Raw genomic sequence first — 15,300 nt, 5'->3', positions numbered from 1 at the left:
TTCGTCCCTATAACCCCCCGGAACCTCGCGACGCGCAAAATACTTGCGGGTGCGCTAAATTTCTGTCGACACCGGAATTCACGCGTCGAAATGCATTTGCCGTGTCGCTCAGCTCATGCGGGGTTATGGGCCGGGTGGAGATGGGGGTTCCAAGGGTTTAGCCGGGGACGTCGACCCATTCCGTTCCTTGGGGTTGGAGCCCCGAAGCGCCGCTGGTCATGGACGCGAGCCGCTCACCGGCGTCGGCGATTGCGCTGGCACCATCGGGGAGGGCCAGGCGCAGGATTGTCTCAGTGGGCCCATAGCTCGTTTCGGCCATGACGTATCCAGCTGAGCGCAGGTCATTTTCCAACCTTCCGGCTGCATGGTGGGGCACCGCGACGTCGCAGATCCGCAAGCGGTGCCGCTGAACCAGGGGAGCGGAATCCAGCGCTGCCGACACGGATTCGGAGTAAGCGCGCACCAGTCCACCGGCGCCCAGGAGGATCCCGCCGAAATAGCGTACGACGACGGCGCTGACGTCGCTGAGGTCGGTCACCCCGGGCAGTGTCTCGCGTTTGATGAGCGCTTCGAGCATCGGGATGCCGGCCGTTCCGGAGGGCTCGCCGTCGTCGCTGGAACGCTGAATGAGGCGGTCCGGGCCGATGACGAAAGCCGAGCAATGGTGCCGCGCATCATGGAATTCCTTCCGCTGCTCGGCCACCAGGGCGCGGGCGGCTCCTTCGTCGGAGGCCCGGCGCAGCACCGTGATAAAGCGGGAACGCTTGATCTCAAGTTCGTGGCGGAAATCGTGTCCGGGCGCCAACGTTGTGTACGCGGTCGCCCGGCTTTCTTCCTCTTCTGCCACCGACCCAGTCTACTGTGGAGGGGTGCTGAAGATTGGACTCACAGGCGGGATCGCCTCCGGCAAATCATTGGTGTCAGCCCGGCTCCGGGAGTTGGGGGCTGTCTTGATCGACGCCGATGCGCTGGCCCGCGAGGTCGTCGAGCCGGGCACCCCGGGCTTGGCAGGCGTCGTTGCCGAGTTCGGCGAAGACATCGTCGACGCCGAAGGGCGCCTCGACCGGGCACGCCTCGGCGCGATTGTGTTCGCAGAGCCCGGCCGCCGGGAAGCGCTCAACGCGATCATCCATCCGCGCGTCAGGGAGAGAGCTGCCGCGATGCTCTCGACCGCGAAGCCCGGAGACGTGGTTGTTCAGGATATTCCGCTCCTGGTTGAAACCGGGCAGGGCAGCAATTTCCATCTGGTGCTCGTGGTCGATGCGCCGGACGAAGAACGGATCCGGCGCATGACAGAGATCCGTGGCATGAGCGCCGACGACGCCGCATTGCGGATAGCTGCCCAGGCAAGCACAGGTGAGCGGCTGGCGGCGGCCGACATCGTGCTGGATAACTCCGGCAGCGTCGAGGATGTGATCGCCTTGGTCGACGCCTTGTGGAAGGAGCGCTTCGTGCCGTTTGCCCTCAACCTCGCAGCCGGCCTCTCTGCACCCCGTTCCGGCGGCCCGGTACTGTCAACGGCGGATCCAAGCTGGCCCTTGCAGGCTGAACGGCTGCTCGGGAGGATCCGGGCGGCGACCCCCGAAGTGCTGGGCGCGGACCATATCGGCTCGACCTCCGTCAACGGGATGCCGGCCAAAGACATCATTGACCTTCAGGTGGCGGTCTCCTCCTTGGAAGCGGCAGACAGGATGGCCCCGGCTTTGGCCGCGGCCGGTTTCCCGTTGCGGGAGTCTTCCGCCCGGGACACCCCAAAACCGCCGCACCTGGATCCCTCGGCTTGGCAGAAACGCTTCCATTGCAACGCGGACCCGGGGCGGCCCGCCAATGTCCACATCCGGGTGCTTGGAAGCCCGGGCTGGCGTTATGCGTTGCTGTTCCGGGATTGGCTCCGGGCCAACCCGGATGCCGTGAAGATGTACACCGACATGAAACAGGAACTCGCGGCGGCCCACGCCGGCGACCTCCGGACGCTCGGGTATGCGGAGGCCAAAGAACCGTGGTTCACGGAGGTCGCGTGGCCGCTCATGGATGCTTGGGCCGAAAGCAGCGGGTGGCAGCCGCCGTCGTACTCCACGTCCCAAGGCTAGGCGGCAGGCGTGGCCGGGAAGCGCAGGATCACACCGCATCTTGAGGGGCAGCGGCTCGGCGCTGTCCGGGGGCTCGCGTGGGCCGGGCTGGTCCTTATGGCGGGAGCTGCGGTGCTGTGGTTTCTGGCCGGAGGTCGTGGGGAATTCGTCGCCGGGACGCAACCGCTTACGTGGCGGGTCCTCGTGCCGGCCGCGGCATTCTGGCTGGCGTGGACCGTTTGGCTTGTGGCGGGCGTGTGGTTCGGCGTCAAGATGTTCCGCTCCATCATCGGCCGCCTGGATGGCAGCTGGACCAGGCGGGGCGATGGTACCGGTCCGACCGGAAAACGCGGACAGTAGCTGTCCGCAGGCGGGGGTACATTGGATTCATGAGCCTTGCCCAAGAGATCAACCGTGTTGTCGCGCCCTTTGAGGTCATCAGCGAGTTCCAGCCCGCTGGAGACCAGCCGGCCGCCATTGCGGAACTCACCGAACGCATCAACAATGGCGAAAAAGACGTCGTTCTGCTCGGTGCCACCGGTACGGGTAAGAGTGCCACCACTGCCTGGCTGATCGAACAGGTCCAGAGGCCCACCTTGGTGATGGTCCAAAACAAGACCCTCGCAGCGCAGCTGGCCAACGAATTCCGGGAACTGCTGCCTAACAACGCGGTGGAGTACTTCGTTTCGTACTACGACTATTATCAGCCCGAAGCCTACGTTCCCCAGACGGACACCTTCATCGAAAAGGACTCCTCGGTCAATGAGGAAGTCGAACGATTGCGGCACTCTGCAACGAACGCACTCCTGACCCGCCGGGACGTCATTGTGGTGGCGACGGTTTCTTGCATCTACGGCCTCGGCACCCCGGAGGAATATATCGCCGGCATGGTCACCCTCACCAAGGGTGCCGAGATGAACCGGGATCACCTCCTCCGCAAATTCGTCTCGATGCAGTACACCCGCAATGACATGGACTTCCACCGTGGCACCTTCCGTGTCCGCGGGGACACCGTGGAAATCATCCCGATGTACGAAGAGTTGGCCCTGCGCATCGAGTTCTTCGGCGACGAGATCGAGAACATCTACACCCTGCATCCGGTCACCGGCGATGTGATTCGCGAGGAAACCGAGATGTACATCTTCCCTGCCTCGCACTATGTTGCGGGCCCGGAACGCATGTCCCGCGCCATCACGGCCATTGAAGACGAACTCGCGGTGCGGCTCAAGGCCCTGGAAGACCAGAACAAGCTGGTGGAAGCCCAGCGTCTGAGAATGCGCACCACCTACGATCTTGAGATGATGCAGCAGATGGGATTCTGCAACGGGATCGAGAACTACTCCCGGCACATCGACGGGCGCGGCACCGGTACCGCACCCCACTGCCTTATCGACTACTTCCCGGATGACTTCCTGCTTGTCATCGACGAATCCCATGTCACGGTTCCGCAGATCGGGGCCATGTATGAGGGAGACATGTCGCGAAAGCGTACCCTTGTGGACCACGGCTTCCGCCTTCCCTCCGCCATGGATAACAGGCCGCTCAAGTGGGACGAGTTCCTGGAGCGCGTCGGCCAGACCGTTTATCTCTCGGCGACCCCGGGCAAGTACGAGCTCGGCAAGGCCGACGGGTTCGTCCAGCAGATCATCCGCCCCACCGGCCTGATCGACCCCGAGGTCATCGTGAAACCCACCAAGGGCCAGATCGACGACCTCCTCGGCGAGATCCGGACCCGCGTGGAGCGCGACGAGCGCGTGCTGGTCACCACGCTGACCAAGCGCATGGCCGAAGACCTCACCGACTATCTCCTGGGCCACGGCGTCAAGGTTCAATACCTGCACTCCGACGTCGACACCCTCCGGCGTGTGGAACTCCTCCGTGAACTCCGCATGGGCGTCTTCGACGTCCTGGTGGGCATCAACCTGCTCCGTGAGGGGCTGGACTTGCCCGAGGTATCCCTTGTCAGCATCCTTGACGCCGACAAGGAGGGTTTCCTGCGCTCGTCCACTTCGTTGATCCAGACGATCGGCCGCGCCGCCCGAAACGTCTCGGGCCAGGTCCACATGTATGCCGACAGGATCACGGACTCCATGGCCAAGGCAATCGAGGAAACCAACCGCCGCCGGGAAATCCAGGTCAAGTACAACTCCGACAACGGTGTCGATCCCCAGCCGTTGCGCAAAAAGATCGCGGACATCACCGATCAGCTTGCCCGCGAAGACGCCGACACCCGCGAGTTGCTCGCTACAGCTGGAAAGGGCGGCAGGACCGGCAAGGGCAAGGGCGCTTCGAAGGTCCGGCAAGACGGCCTGGCCGCGGCCCCGGCGGAAGACCTGGTGGGACTTATCGAACAACTGACCGAACAGATGCACGCTGCCGCTGCCGAATTGCAGTTTGAGATCGCTGCGCGGATCCGTGACGAGGTTGGTGACCTCAAGCGTGAACTCCGCCAGATGCAATCTGCCGGGCACGCCTAGGGTAAACTTGGTGGTACGTAGGGGAGTATCCCAAGCGCTACGTCCGTCAACACGCAAGGCATCGATGCCTCGCCGGATGTAGCAGGCCGCTTTCAATGCATCGGATGCCGATTGGCGCAGGTGCAGGCAGGTCGGAGAGACTTACGCCATTTTGGCGTACCTGCGAAAGGCATTTTAGATGCAACTCCCCGCCTGGTTTGAGATCGGCTCTTTCGTCGTTCTCGGAATCATCCTCCTTGTCGACCTCCTCTTGGTCATCAAGAGACCCCATGAACCCTCCATGAAAGAGGCAGGCCTCTGGGTCGGCTTCTACGTCACCCTCGCCTTGGTGTTCGCCGGGGCAATGTTCGCGTTCGGCGGCCCGGAGCATGGCAGCCAGTTCATCGCCGGCTGGGTGACCGAGTACAGCTTGAGCGTAGACAACCTCTTCGTCTTCATCATCATCATGGCGCGATTCTCGGTGCCCCGTAAGTATCAGCAAGAAGTGCTGATGGTTGGCATCATCATCGCTCTGGTCCTGCGCGGCATCTTCATTGCCTTGGGTGCTGTGGTGATTCAGGAGTTCAGCTGGGTCTTCTACATCTTCGGCGCGTTCCTCCTGTGGACAGCGTGGAAGCAGGCCACGGACAACGGCGAAGACGAGGAAAACGGCGCCGAAAACCCGCTGGTTGCCCGCATCCGCAAAGTTGTCCCGATGTCGGAGAAGTTCGACGGCGGCAAGCTTCGCACCACGGTCAATGGAAAGAAGCTCTTCACCCCCATGCTGATTGTCTTCGTGACCATCGGCATGACGGACCTCTTGTTTGCGGTTGACTCCATTCCGGCGATCTTCGGACTGACCCAAAGTGCGTTCATCGTCTTTACCGCCAACATCTTCGCGCTCATGGGCTTGCGCCAGCTGTACTTCCTGCTGGGCGGACTCATGAACCGTTTGGTCTATCTCAAGCACGCGCTGTCCGTCATCCTCGCGTTCATCGGCGTGAAGCTCGTGCTGCACGCCATGCACGTCAACGAGCTGCCCTTCATCAACGGCGGCCACCATATTGAATGGGCTCCCGAGATTCCGACCTATGTTTCCCTGGCGGTCATCATCGGCACCATCGTGGTGGCGGTTGTCGCGAGCCTCCTGACCCCGGCTGCCACGACGTCCAAGCTGGATGCCCGGCTCGAGGAAGACTCGCGTAAGAGCGCAAACGAGGTCAGCGGCCGCTAAAAGCCGCGGCTTAGTTCTGGCCGCGAGCCATTCCCAGCAGGCGATTGAAGATACCTTCTCCGTCCTCGCCGATTCCGTCGTGGTGGAAGTCCGCGGTGGTCCAGGTGTGCAACCCGCGCACCGCCGCCGCGGTCTCCATGGAAAGTTCGAAGTCCACATAGATGTCGTCGCGATAGACAGCAGCCGCCACCGGCACGGTGTTGGCGTTCAACCGGGCAACATCATAGAGGGGTTTCCAATCCCGCTTGCCGGCCAACAGCGCAGCCACTTCCTGCAGGGGTACCAGCGCCGGATCCTGTTCGAAATACCAGGGATAGACCATCTCGCCTGTCAGGAGTGGCTCGGCGGCGTCGGGCTGGAACTGCGGGAACTCGCCTAGCACCCGCCACGCCGCCCAGTCCGTCGCTTGCCCCTGGCCGTAAATGGCCTCGTGCAGGACGGCGTACAGGGGATTCGAGGCACGGGAGACCAAACCCTGGACTTGTTCCAGGAAGGCATCAGAGAGGCGCTCTCCCTCCGGGGACGGCACAAGGGCGTCCTCCAGTAGGGTGTGCAGGGCATCCACGCGGGTATTGCCTCCCAGGAAAGATCCCACCATCTGGAAGCGCTCCGTGGTGAGGCGTTCGCCGCTGGGCAGCCGCTCCTTCGTGGAGTCCAGATGACGCGCGATCCGGGTCACGGTGCCACGGTCCTCCGGGTACCAGGCGAAATACTCGGCGTTCCGTTCCGCGACCCGCTGGAATGTGGCCCGATAGACACGCTCCGCCGGGCCTTCCAATGGTGCAAGCCCTCCCGTAATGAGGACTTCGCGAAGGCCCTCAGGCGCGAAGGAAAGGTATGTCAGTGCGCAGAAACCGCCGAAACTCTGGCCGAGGACGGTCCACGGCTCCGAGCCCAAGGTCTTCCGGATGAGTTCGGCGTCGGCGACGATCGAGTCGGCCCTGAAATGGGTGAGATAGTCCGCCTGGGCCGAAGCGTCGCCTCGAAGGGGAAGTGTCACGCGGTCCGCCGGGGTCGACAGCCCGGTACCCCGTTGATCCAGCATCAGGATGCGGAAGCTCCTTGAGGCGGCTTTCATCCAACCGGACAGGGACGTGGTCCGCGTTCCGCGTCCGCCCGGTCCACCCTGGAGGTAGAGCAACCAAGGCAGCCCTGGCCGCGTCCTCAGCCGAGTGCTCGGCGGAGACGAACTCCCGGGCGAAGATAGTGATCGTTTCCGCGGGACCCGCCTCGGTAGCTCCCGCGCTTTCCTCGGGCCAATGGTCAAGGGGGACAGTGAAGAAGTGCTCCGCGGTCCGGATTCCCCGGAATTCGTGACGGGCCCGGATTGTGTGTCCGGAAGGCCCCGCGGCTGCCGCGCCCTCAGCCACGGGCCAACACCGTGCTGCCGTTGCCCAAAACACCGTTACGGCGGACAGTTCCGTTACCCCCGAAAGCGCTGAGTGCTTCGCCGGTCAGCCGGAACGTGGACCAGCCATCCATCGGCTCGGCGCCCAGGCTGCGGTAGAAGTTGATGGACGGTTCGTTCCAGTCCAGCACGCTCCACTCCACCCGGGCATAACCCCGCTCGACGGCGGTAGCGGCCAGATGCTGGAGGAGCGCCTTGCCGTGGCCCTCGCCACGCGCATCGGGAGTGACGTAGAGGTCCTCAAGATAGATGCCGTGGACGCCCTCCCACGTTGAGTAGTTCAGGAACCACAAGGCGAAGCCCTGGACGTCCCCGGCCGAGTTTTCCGCAATGTGCGCGTAGATCCGCGGATTCTCGCCGAACAAGGCTGAGGCGAGCATTTCCGGCGTGTTCTTCACGGCTTCGGGCTCTTTTTCGTAGACCGCAAGCTCGTGGATCATCTGCAGGATCGCTGGGACATCGGACACGGTGGCGGGGCGGATAACACTCATGATTCGAGCTTACTAGGAGCGCCCAGCCGATCCAGGAAGCCTCAGAGCCTGTTGACCGCAGTCACCTTCACCTCGGCGGTGCCGCTTTCGTCGGAGGCCTCAAGGGCGACTTCAGCGGAAATGCCCCAGTCATGGTTGCCAGCGGGGTCGTCGAAGATTTGCCGGACGCGCCACACGCCGGGTTCCTCGGTAATGATGAGGAGCCCCGGACCGCGGGCGTCAGGGCCGGTCCCGATATCGTCGTGTTCGTCGAAATAGGCGTCCAGCGCGTCTTCCCAGTGCTCCGCGTCCCAGCCGCTGCCGCCGTCGAGCTCGCCCAAAGCGGCGGCGTCCTCGTCGGCGAACAGCTCGACACGCCTGAACATTTCGTTGCGGACCATCACCCTGAAGGCGCGGATGTTGGAAGTGAGCGAGGGCGGGGGTGGAGGCGGAGCATCGTGGGGCGTCGGGGCCGCGCCTGACGTGAGTTCCTCCCACTCGTCCAGGAGGCTGGAATCGACCTGGCGGACCAATTCACCGAGCCAGGCGATGAGGTCCTCGAGGTCTTCGCGGAGCGCGTCCTGCGGAACCGTCTGGCGAAGTGCCTTGAAACCGTCAGCCAAATAGCGCAGCACAATGCCCTCGGAACGGGCGAGTCCATAGAACTGGACGAACTCGCCGAAGTTCATGGCGCGCTCATACATATCGCGGACCACCGATTTCGGCGCCAGCTCAAAGTCGCCTACCCACGGGGCGGCCTTGCGGTACACGTCGAACGCTTCGCCCAGGATCTCCGCGAGGGGTTGCGGATAGGTGACCTCCTCGAGCATCGCCATGCGCTGGTCATAGTCAATGCCGTCGGCCTTCATGGCGGCAATGGCTTCGCCGCGTGCCTTCTTTTGCTGCGCGGAGAGGATCTGGCGCGGTTTTTCGAGGGTTGCCTCGATCACGGACACAACGTCCAAGGCGTACGACGGCGACTCCGGATCCAGGAGTTCCAGCGCCGCAAGTGCAAACGGCGAAAGCGGCTGGTTCAGGGCGAAGTTGGCTTGCAGGTGGACCGTCAGCCGCACAGAGCGGCCCTCTTTCTGCTGTTCGTCCTCGGGGATGCGTTCCACCACTCCGGCCGCCAGCAGTTCGCGGTAGATGCCCAGGGCCTTCTTCATGAGCTGCAACTGGGCGGCCCGGGTCTCATGGTTTTCGGTGAGGAGCCGGCGGGCAGCGGCGAACGGGTCGCCAGAGCGCTCCATCAGGTTGAGCAGCATTGCATGCGTCACAGTGAAACTCGACGTCAACGGGTCCGGCACGGACTCCACAAGACGGGTGAAGGTCGGCTGGCCCCAGCGAGACGAAGCCCTCCGGCGGCTTCTTTCGCACCACTTGCCGAAGTTTCTTCTGGTCGTCCCCGAACTTTGCGGTGGCCTTGGCCATCGCTTTCGCATTTTCCACGACGTGTTCGGGAGCCTGCACCACGACGGTTCCGGCAGTGTCGTAACCCGCACGGCCGGCGCGGCCGGCGATCTGGTGGAACTCCCGTGAGTTCAGCAGACGGGTGCGCACGCCGTCGTACTTGCTCAATGCGGTCAGAAGGACCGTTCGGATGGGGACGTTGATGCCGACCCCGAGCGTGTCGGTGCCGCAGATGACCTTCAGGAGCCCTGCCTGCGCCAGTTGCTCCACGAGGCGACGGTATTTGGGCAACATGCCTGCGTGATGGACGCCGATGCCGTGGCGGACCAGCCGGTTCAGGGTCTTGCCGAAACCTGCCGCGAACCGGAAGCCGGCAATCAGCTCAGCGATCTTGTCCTTCTCCTCGCGGCTGCACATGTTGATGCTCATGAGGTTCTGGGCGCGCTCGATGGCCTCGACCTGGCTGAAATGGACCACGTACACGGGGACTTGTTTGGTGCTCAGCAGTTCCTCGAGGGTTTCGTGGACCGGGGTTTCCTGGAAGTAGTAGTGCAGGGGGATAGGGCGTTCGGCCGAGCTGACTGTGGTGGTGGACCGTCCGGTGAGTTCGCTCAGGGCGGTTTCGAAGCGGCTGACGTCGCCCAAAGTGGCCGACATGAGGAGGAATTGGGCTTGGGGGAGTTCCAGGAGCGGCACCTGCCACGCCCAACCACGCTGGGGGTCGGAGTAGAAATGGAACTCGTCCATGATGACCGTGCCAAGCTCGGCTTCCTTGCCTTCGCGCAGGGCGATGTTGGCGAGGATTTCAGCGGTGCAGCAAATGATGGGGGCGTCCTGGTTCACGCCGGAATCACCCGTGATCATGCCGACGTTCTCGGCTCCGAAAATGTCGCAGAGGGCGAAGAACTTCTCGGAGACCAGGGCTTTGATGGGGGCCGTGTAGTAGCTGCGCATGCCTCTGGCCATTGCCTCGAAGTGCGCGGCGATCGCCACTAGGGATTTCCCGGAGCCCGTGGGGGTTGCCAGGATGACGTTGGCGCCGGACGCGAGTTCCATGATGGCCTCGTCCTGGGCGGGGTAGAGCTGAAGCCCGCGGCTCCCGGTCCAGTCAACAAAGCGTGTGTAGATTTCGTCGGGATCAACGCGTGCGCTGCCCGATCCGGCGTCGGACATTCCGGGAAGCTGCTCAAGAAGTTTCATTGCCTTCCAGCTTAGTGTGGGTGGAACAGCTCAGGGCTACCGGCGGGGAGACAGCAGTGAAGTGGGATCCAAGTAAATACGTCGAGTTCGGCAACCACCGCGATCGTCCCTTTTTTGACCTCACGTCGAGGATTCTGGCGGAGAACCCCAGGCACGTGGTGGATCTGGGCTGCGGTCCGGGAAACCTGACGGCCACCCTCGCGCAGCGCTGGCCGAGTGCCGACGTCGTCGGGTTGGACTCCTCGGCCGAGATGCTGGCGAAGGCCGAGCTCTTCGCGGAAGTCCAGCCGGGTCTTTCGTTCGCTCCCGCAGACATTGCCGAGTGGATGCCGGAAGCGGACACCGACGTCGTGGTCAGCAATGCAGCGCTGCAATGGGTGCCGGGGCACATGGCGATGCTCGCTGCATGGTTGAAGACGCTGAAACCGGGAGCGTGGTTTGCCCTCCAGGGCCCCGGAAACTTCGGTGCGCCGTCCCACGTGCTCATGCGCGAACTGGCGGACTCGGCGGAATGGTCCGGAAGGCTGTCCGGTGTACTGCGCCACGACGACGCCGTCGGGGAACCGGCCGACTACCTGCGGATCATGCTCGACGCCGGATGCGACGCCGACGCCTGGGAGACCACCTACCAGCACCTTCTGCCGGGAATCGATCCCGTGCTGGAGTGGGTGCGGGGGACCGGCCTGCGCCCGGTGCTGGCCGTCCTTCCTGAAGAAGACGCCGCCGAGTTCGAAAACCAGTATGCGGCGATGCTGCGGACGGCTTACCCGGCCAGCCGGCACGGGACCGTGTTTCCCTTCCGCAGGATTTTTGCAGTGGCCAAAAAGCGGGGCTGAGCAGGCCGGATTCCAGCGGACTCTGGAAGTGCGTGAATTGCGCGGCTTCCCGGTGTGATCTGAACTACAATGACAACGCGATCGCGGGGCGGCATCGTGGGGAATTCGCCGCTCCGGAAGCGAACGATTGGAGGCAACGTGCTGGCATCCTTGCTGCTGCAGCGTCTAGCCCCTTATAAGGCCCACGTCCTGGCCATTGTTCTCCTGCAACTCGTCCAGACCGGCGCCACGCTGCTTCTGCCCACCTTTAACGCCAAGATCGTCGACGACGGACTGGTCGCCGGCAACAGCGAAGTAATCCTGCGCCTCGGTGCATGGATGCTGGTGCTCACCGTCATCCAAGTCCTTGCCGCAGTGTTGGCCGGGTACCTTGGCGCGGTGGTCGCCATGAAGATCGGCAGCGGACTGCGCCAGGAACTTTTCGACAAGATCCATTCCCTGCCGGACCAGGACGTCGCGGCCTTCGGGCCGGCCAGCCTCGTGGTCAGGACCACCAATGACGTCCTGCAACTCCAGAACATCACGGTCCTCGTGCTCAGCATGCTCGTAGCCGCGCCGGTCATGGGAATCGGGGGCGTCATTCTCGCCGTCGAACAGGACGTGGTGTTGTCCTGGATCGTTTTCGCCATTGTCCCGGTGCTGCTGGTCATCATGCTGTTGATTGTCCGCAGGCTCGTCCCTTTGTATCGCGAGGGCCAAGGATTGGTGGACCGGATCAACAGCGTGCTCCGCGAACAGATCCTGGGGACCGCGGTCATCCGGGCTTTCGTCCGCCAACCGGTTGAGATGAAGCGGTTCGAGGTGGCCAATAACGCCCTGACGAACAACAATCTCCGTTCCGCCCGGATTGTCGCGGCGATGCTTCCGCTCGTCATGATCGTGGTCAACCTCTCGTCTGCTGGAGTGGTCTGGCTCGGCGGACACCGCATTATTGCGGGAGAAATGCAATTGGGGGCGCTCACGGCGTTCATCGCCTACATCATGCAGATCCTCCTCGCGATCATGATGGCGATGTATGTGTTGAGCACCGCTCCCCGTGCGGCAGTCAGTGCAGAACGAGTCACGGAAGTTCTCAACACGGCATCCGAACTGGTCCTGCCGGGAAACACGCCCGGCGCAGTCATTGAGGATCCCTCCCCGGCAGGTGGCTTGCGCTTCGACGACGTCTCTTTCGCCTATCCAGGTGCCGAAGCACCGGTCCTGGAAGGCATCACCTTCCAGGCCGCTCCAGGAACCACGACGGCGGTCATCGGCTCCACAGGAAGCGGCAAGTCAACCATTGTCAGCCTTGTGCCGAGGTTGCTTGAGGCGAGCAGTGGACGTATCTCGCTCGATGGCCAGGACATCACGGCGACCCCCCTGGGTGCCTTGCGCGACCGGCTCGCTGTGGTGCCCCAGGAGGCGTGGCTGTTCCGGGGAACCATCGCAGAAAACCTGCGGCTTTCCCTGGCCTCGGCGTCGGATTCCCAATTGTGGCACGCGCTGGAGACAGCACAGGCGGCGGATTTCGTGGCAGAACTCCCCGAAGGACTGGAAACCACCTTGTCCCAAGGCGGCGCCGGTCTCTCCGGTGGCCAGAGGCAGCGCTTATGCATTGCCCGCGCATTGCTGCGCCCTGCCTCGGTCTACCTGTTTGACGACAGTTTCTCAGCCCTGGACACCGTGACCGAAGCAAAGCTCCGGGCGGCCCTTGAACCTGAACTTCGGGAAGCAACTGTCATCATCATCGCCCAGAGGGTCAATACTGTGGTTTCGGCGGACCAGATCCTCCTGATCGACGAGGGACGGCTGGTGGCCAAGGGGACGCATGACGAGCTTCTTGGTTCCTCGGAAACGTACCGGGAGATCGTGGCGTCCCAGCTCGAAACAGAAGATGCCGCGTGAGCAAGCAAAGCACGAGCAGGCCTGGCAGCGAGAGACCGTCGCGGTCGCTCGTCCGTCTCGCGGGTTTGCTGAAGCCTGCGCGGGGTGTCATGACCGCGGCCATCCTCTGCATCTGCGGCTTTGTCACGCTCAATGTGGCCGCTCCCAAGATCCTCGGCGACGCCACCGATGTGATCGCAGCTGTGGTGTTCGGTGAGCAGTTCGATAACGGGCGCTTCGTCTTCCTGCTGCTCGTGGCTGCTTCGATGTATGCCGCGGCGGCACTGCTCAGCTGGGCGCAAGGCCGTCTCAACGCCCGCGCCGTGCAACAGCTCGCGCACGACTTGAGGGAAGCGGTGGAAGCGAAACTACACCGGCTCCCCGTGGCCTATTACGATGGCCGTTCCCGGGGCGATGTCCTGAGCCGTGCCACGAACGATCTCGACAACGTGGCGCAGACGCTCAACCAACTCCTGGCACAGCTTTTGACGTCAATGTTGATGGTCATTGCTTCCCTGGGGATGATGTTGTTCCTTTCGCCCCTGCTGGCCCTCGTGTCCTTGATGGCGGTTCCGTTCTCGGCCCTGGCCTCGATCGTGGTGACCCGACGCTCGCAGAAACATTTTGTCCGGCAGTGGGAGGCTACCGGAGACGTCAACTCCCTCGTGGAGGAGACGGCTACGGGTCATGAGACCATCAAGCTGTTCAACGCGCAGGGTGCGATGGCGGATCGGTTCGCCGCCCACAACAACGGGCTGTATTCGGCCAGTTCCAAGGCCCAGTTCGCGTCCGGACTGATCACGCCGCTGATGGCTTTCGTGTCGAATGCAAGCTATGTGGGCGTTGTGATTGTGGGCGCACTACAGTTCCTCGCCGGAGCGATGAGCATCGGCAGCATCCAGGCGTTCATCCAGTTCAACCGGCTGTTCAGCCAGCCTCTGGGCCAGATCGGCGGCATGGCCCAGGTCCTGCAATCGTGCGCAGTTTCCGCCGGCAGGGTCTTCGAGCTCTTGGACGCCGAGGAAGTCACGGAACCCACGGAACCCACTTCAGCCACCGCACGCGCCACCGAACGGACAGCACCGACAGCACGGACAGCACCGGCAGCACCCGCCGTCGTCCGGTTTGATGACAGCTTTGAGGCCGAGTTCAGGGTCCCTGCCGGGAGGGTTTCCTTTGATCGCATTGCTTTCAGCTACCGGCCGGAAGCGCCGCTGATCGAGGACCTGTCCTTCCGTGTGGAGCCAGGACAAACCGTCGCCATTGTGGGACACACGGGAGCGGGGAAGACGACGCTTGTCAGCCTCCTCATGCGTTTCCACGAACTCCGCTCTGGAAAAATCACCATTGACGGAGTGGACATCGCTGGAATGCAACGTGACGTTCTCCGCCGTAACTTCGGCGTTGTGCTCCAGGATCCATGGATTTTCACGGGCACCATCCGGGAAAACATCGAATATGGACTTCCAGGTGCCAGCGAGGCAGACATCGTGGCCGCGGCCGAGGCCAGCCACGTGGACCACTTTGTTCGCTCGCTGCCGGACGGATACTCGACCATGCTCACCAATGGAGGGGACCCGCTCAGTCAAGGGCAGCGGCAATTGCTGAGCATCGCACGCGCACGCCTTTCGGGCCGTCCCATCCTGATCCTGGACGAGGCCACAAGTTCCGTGGACACGCGCACGGAAGTCCTCATCCGCCAGGCGATGCACAGGTTGCGGAGCAACAAGACCTCGTTCGTCATAGCCCACCGCTTGTCCACCATCCGCGACGCTGATCTAATTCTCGTCATGGACCACGGACGGATCGTTGAACACGGCACCCATCACTCGCTGCTGGAACTCGGCGGGCACTACGCCCGTTTGCATGACGCGCAGTTTGCGAGTGGGGACGGTGAGCTCGCGGCGACGCCCGTGCACATCGCCAAGCACCGCGCTGACCAAGGGGACAGGGGAGCCTCGTGAGCGGCTCAGTGGAGTTTCCCGGCTCCTGGCGTCCCAACCAGTCGAGCACCGTGGCCTTGTACGAGCAACTTCGGCTCCGCATTATTGAGTTGGCTGATGGTGGCAGCCTCGCCGTAGGGACCAAACTTCCGGCGGTGCGCAGCCTTGCCGGTGCACTGGATGTCGCCCCCCACACCGTCGCCCGCGCTTACAAGGAACTCGAAGCGGCAGGAGTTGTGGCAGACCAGGGGGCGCAACGGAACGGTGGTGTGCGCCCGGGACGACCGCTGGGGCGCCTTGGCCGCGGTCGCCGCGAACTACTCGGCAGCAGCCAAAGCCCAGGGTGCCAGTTTCGCCGAGGCCGTCCAGCTTCTTGCGGCTGCCTACGACGCGGATTGATACCCGTCAGTA

Annotated in this window: 9 protein-coding genes and 3 pseudogenes; 8 read left to right on the top strand and 4 right to left on the bottom strand. The window is 63.2% G+C overall.

Annotation, left to right across the window (positions count from 1 at the left end; genetic code table 11):
• Positions 1–157 precede the first annotated feature (157 nt).
• Positions 158–847, bottom strand: a complete 690-nt coding sequence (locus tag ACF0H6_RS02720) for an IMPACT family protein (RefSeq protein WP_395248363.1) — start codon at positions 845–847, stop codon at positions 158–160.
• Positions 848–869: 22 nt separating this feature from the next.
• On the opposite strand from ACF0H6_RS02720, the gene coaE reads away from it, so the two are divergent.
• The 4 genes from coaE (at position 870) to ACF0H6_RS02700 (ending at position 5,759) form a co-directional block, all read left to right on the top strand.
• Positions 870–2,090, top strand: coding sequence for a dephospho-CoA kinase (gene coaE, locus ACF0H6_RS02715; RefSeq protein ID WP_395248362.1), 1,221 nt, complete (start codon positions 870–872; stop codon positions 2,088–2,090).
• Positions 2,091–2,099: 9 nt separating this feature from the next.
• Entirely contained in the window at positions 2,100–2,429 is a 330-nt protein-coding gene (locus ACF0H6_RS02710) for a hypothetical protein (RefSeq protein WP_395248361.1), read from the top strand.
• Between the two features lie 29 nt (positions 2,430–2,458).
• Complete coding sequence (gene uvrB, locus ACF0H6_RS02705; protein ID WP_395248360.1) at positions 2,459–4,546, top strand: excinuclease ABC subunit UvrB; 2,088 nt, start codon at positions 2,459–2,461, stop codon at positions 4,544–4,546.
• A gap of 178 nt (positions 4,547–4,724) precedes the next feature.
• The gene (locus ACF0H6_RS02700) at positions 4,725–5,759 is read left to right on the top strand and encodes a TerC family protein (RefSeq protein ID WP_395248359.1); all 1,035 of its coding nucleotides are present in this window, start codon (positions 4,725–4,727) and stop codon (positions 5,757–5,759) included.
• Positions 5,760–5,769: 10 nt separating this feature from the next.
• Here ACF0H6_RS02700 and ACF0H6_RS02695 read toward each other — a convergent pair.
• From ACF0H6_RS02695 to ACF0H6_RS02685, 3 genes and pseudogenes are all read right to left on the bottom strand, one after another.
• A pseudogene (locus tag ACF0H6_RS02695) lies at positions 5,770–7,087 on the bottom strand (alpha/beta fold hydrolase).
• 34 nt (positions 7,088–7,121) lie between these two features.
• Complete coding sequence (locus ACF0H6_RS02690) at positions 7,122–7,658, bottom strand: GNAT family N-acetyltransferase (RefSeq protein ID WP_395248358.1); 537 nt, start codon at positions 7,656–7,658, stop codon at positions 7,122–7,124.
• 41 nt (positions 7,659–7,699) lie between these two features.
• Positions 7,700–10,247, bottom strand: a pseudogene (locus ACF0H6_RS02685) (DEAD/DEAH box helicase).
• A 56-nt stretch (positions 10,248–10,303) separates the two neighbouring features.
• On the opposite strand from ACF0H6_RS02685, the gene ACF0H6_RS02680 reads away from it, so the two are divergent.
• From ACF0H6_RS02680 to ACF0H6_RS02665, 4 genes and pseudogenes are all read left to right on the top strand, one after another.
• Entirely contained in the window at positions 10,304–11,083 is a 780-nt protein-coding gene (locus ACF0H6_RS02680; RefSeq protein ID WP_395249854.1) for a trans-aconitate 2-methyltransferase, read from the top strand.
• Between the two features lie 138 nt (positions 11,084–11,221).
• Positions 11,222–12,967, top strand: a complete 1,746-nt coding sequence (locus tag ACF0H6_RS02675) for an ABC transporter ATP-binding protein (protein WP_395248357.1) — start codon at positions 11,222–11,224, stop codon at positions 12,965–12,967.
• Positions 12,964–14,910, top strand: coding sequence for an ABC transporter ATP-binding protein (locus ACF0H6_RS02670; protein WP_395248356.1), 1,947 nt, complete (start codon positions 12,964–12,966; stop codon positions 14,908–14,910). Before ACF0H6_RS02675 ends, ACF0H6_RS02670 begins: the two co-directional genes overlap by 4 nt.
• Positions 14,907–15,288, top strand: a pseudogene (locus ACF0H6_RS02665) (GntR family transcriptional regulator). Before ACF0H6_RS02670 ends, ACF0H6_RS02665 begins: the two are co-directional and overlap by 4 nt.
• Positions 15,289–15,300 lie beyond the last annotated feature (12 nt).

The organism is Arthrobacter sp. NA-172, from assembly GCF_043952055.1.
Classification (GTDB): domain Bacteria; phylum Actinomycetota; class Actinomycetes; order Actinomycetales; family Micrococcaceae; genus Arthrobacter.
This window is presented reverse-complemented; position numbering and strand designations above follow the sequence as displayed.

Bases quoted from the DNA above. Each gene is read 5' to 3' on its own strand.
- uvrB (WP_395248360.1), top strand. From the start codon at position 2,459: ATGAGCCTTGCCCAAGAGATCAACCGTGTTGTCGCGCCCTTTGAGGTC.
- ACF0H6_RS02690 (WP_395248358.1), bottom strand. From the start codon at position 7,658: ATGAGTGTTATCCGCCCCGCCACCGTGTCCGATGTCCCAGCGATCCTG.
- ACF0H6_RS02700 (WP_395248359.1), top strand. From the start codon at position 4,725: ATGCAACTCCCCGCCTGGTTTGAGATCGGCTCTTTCGTCGTTCTCGGA.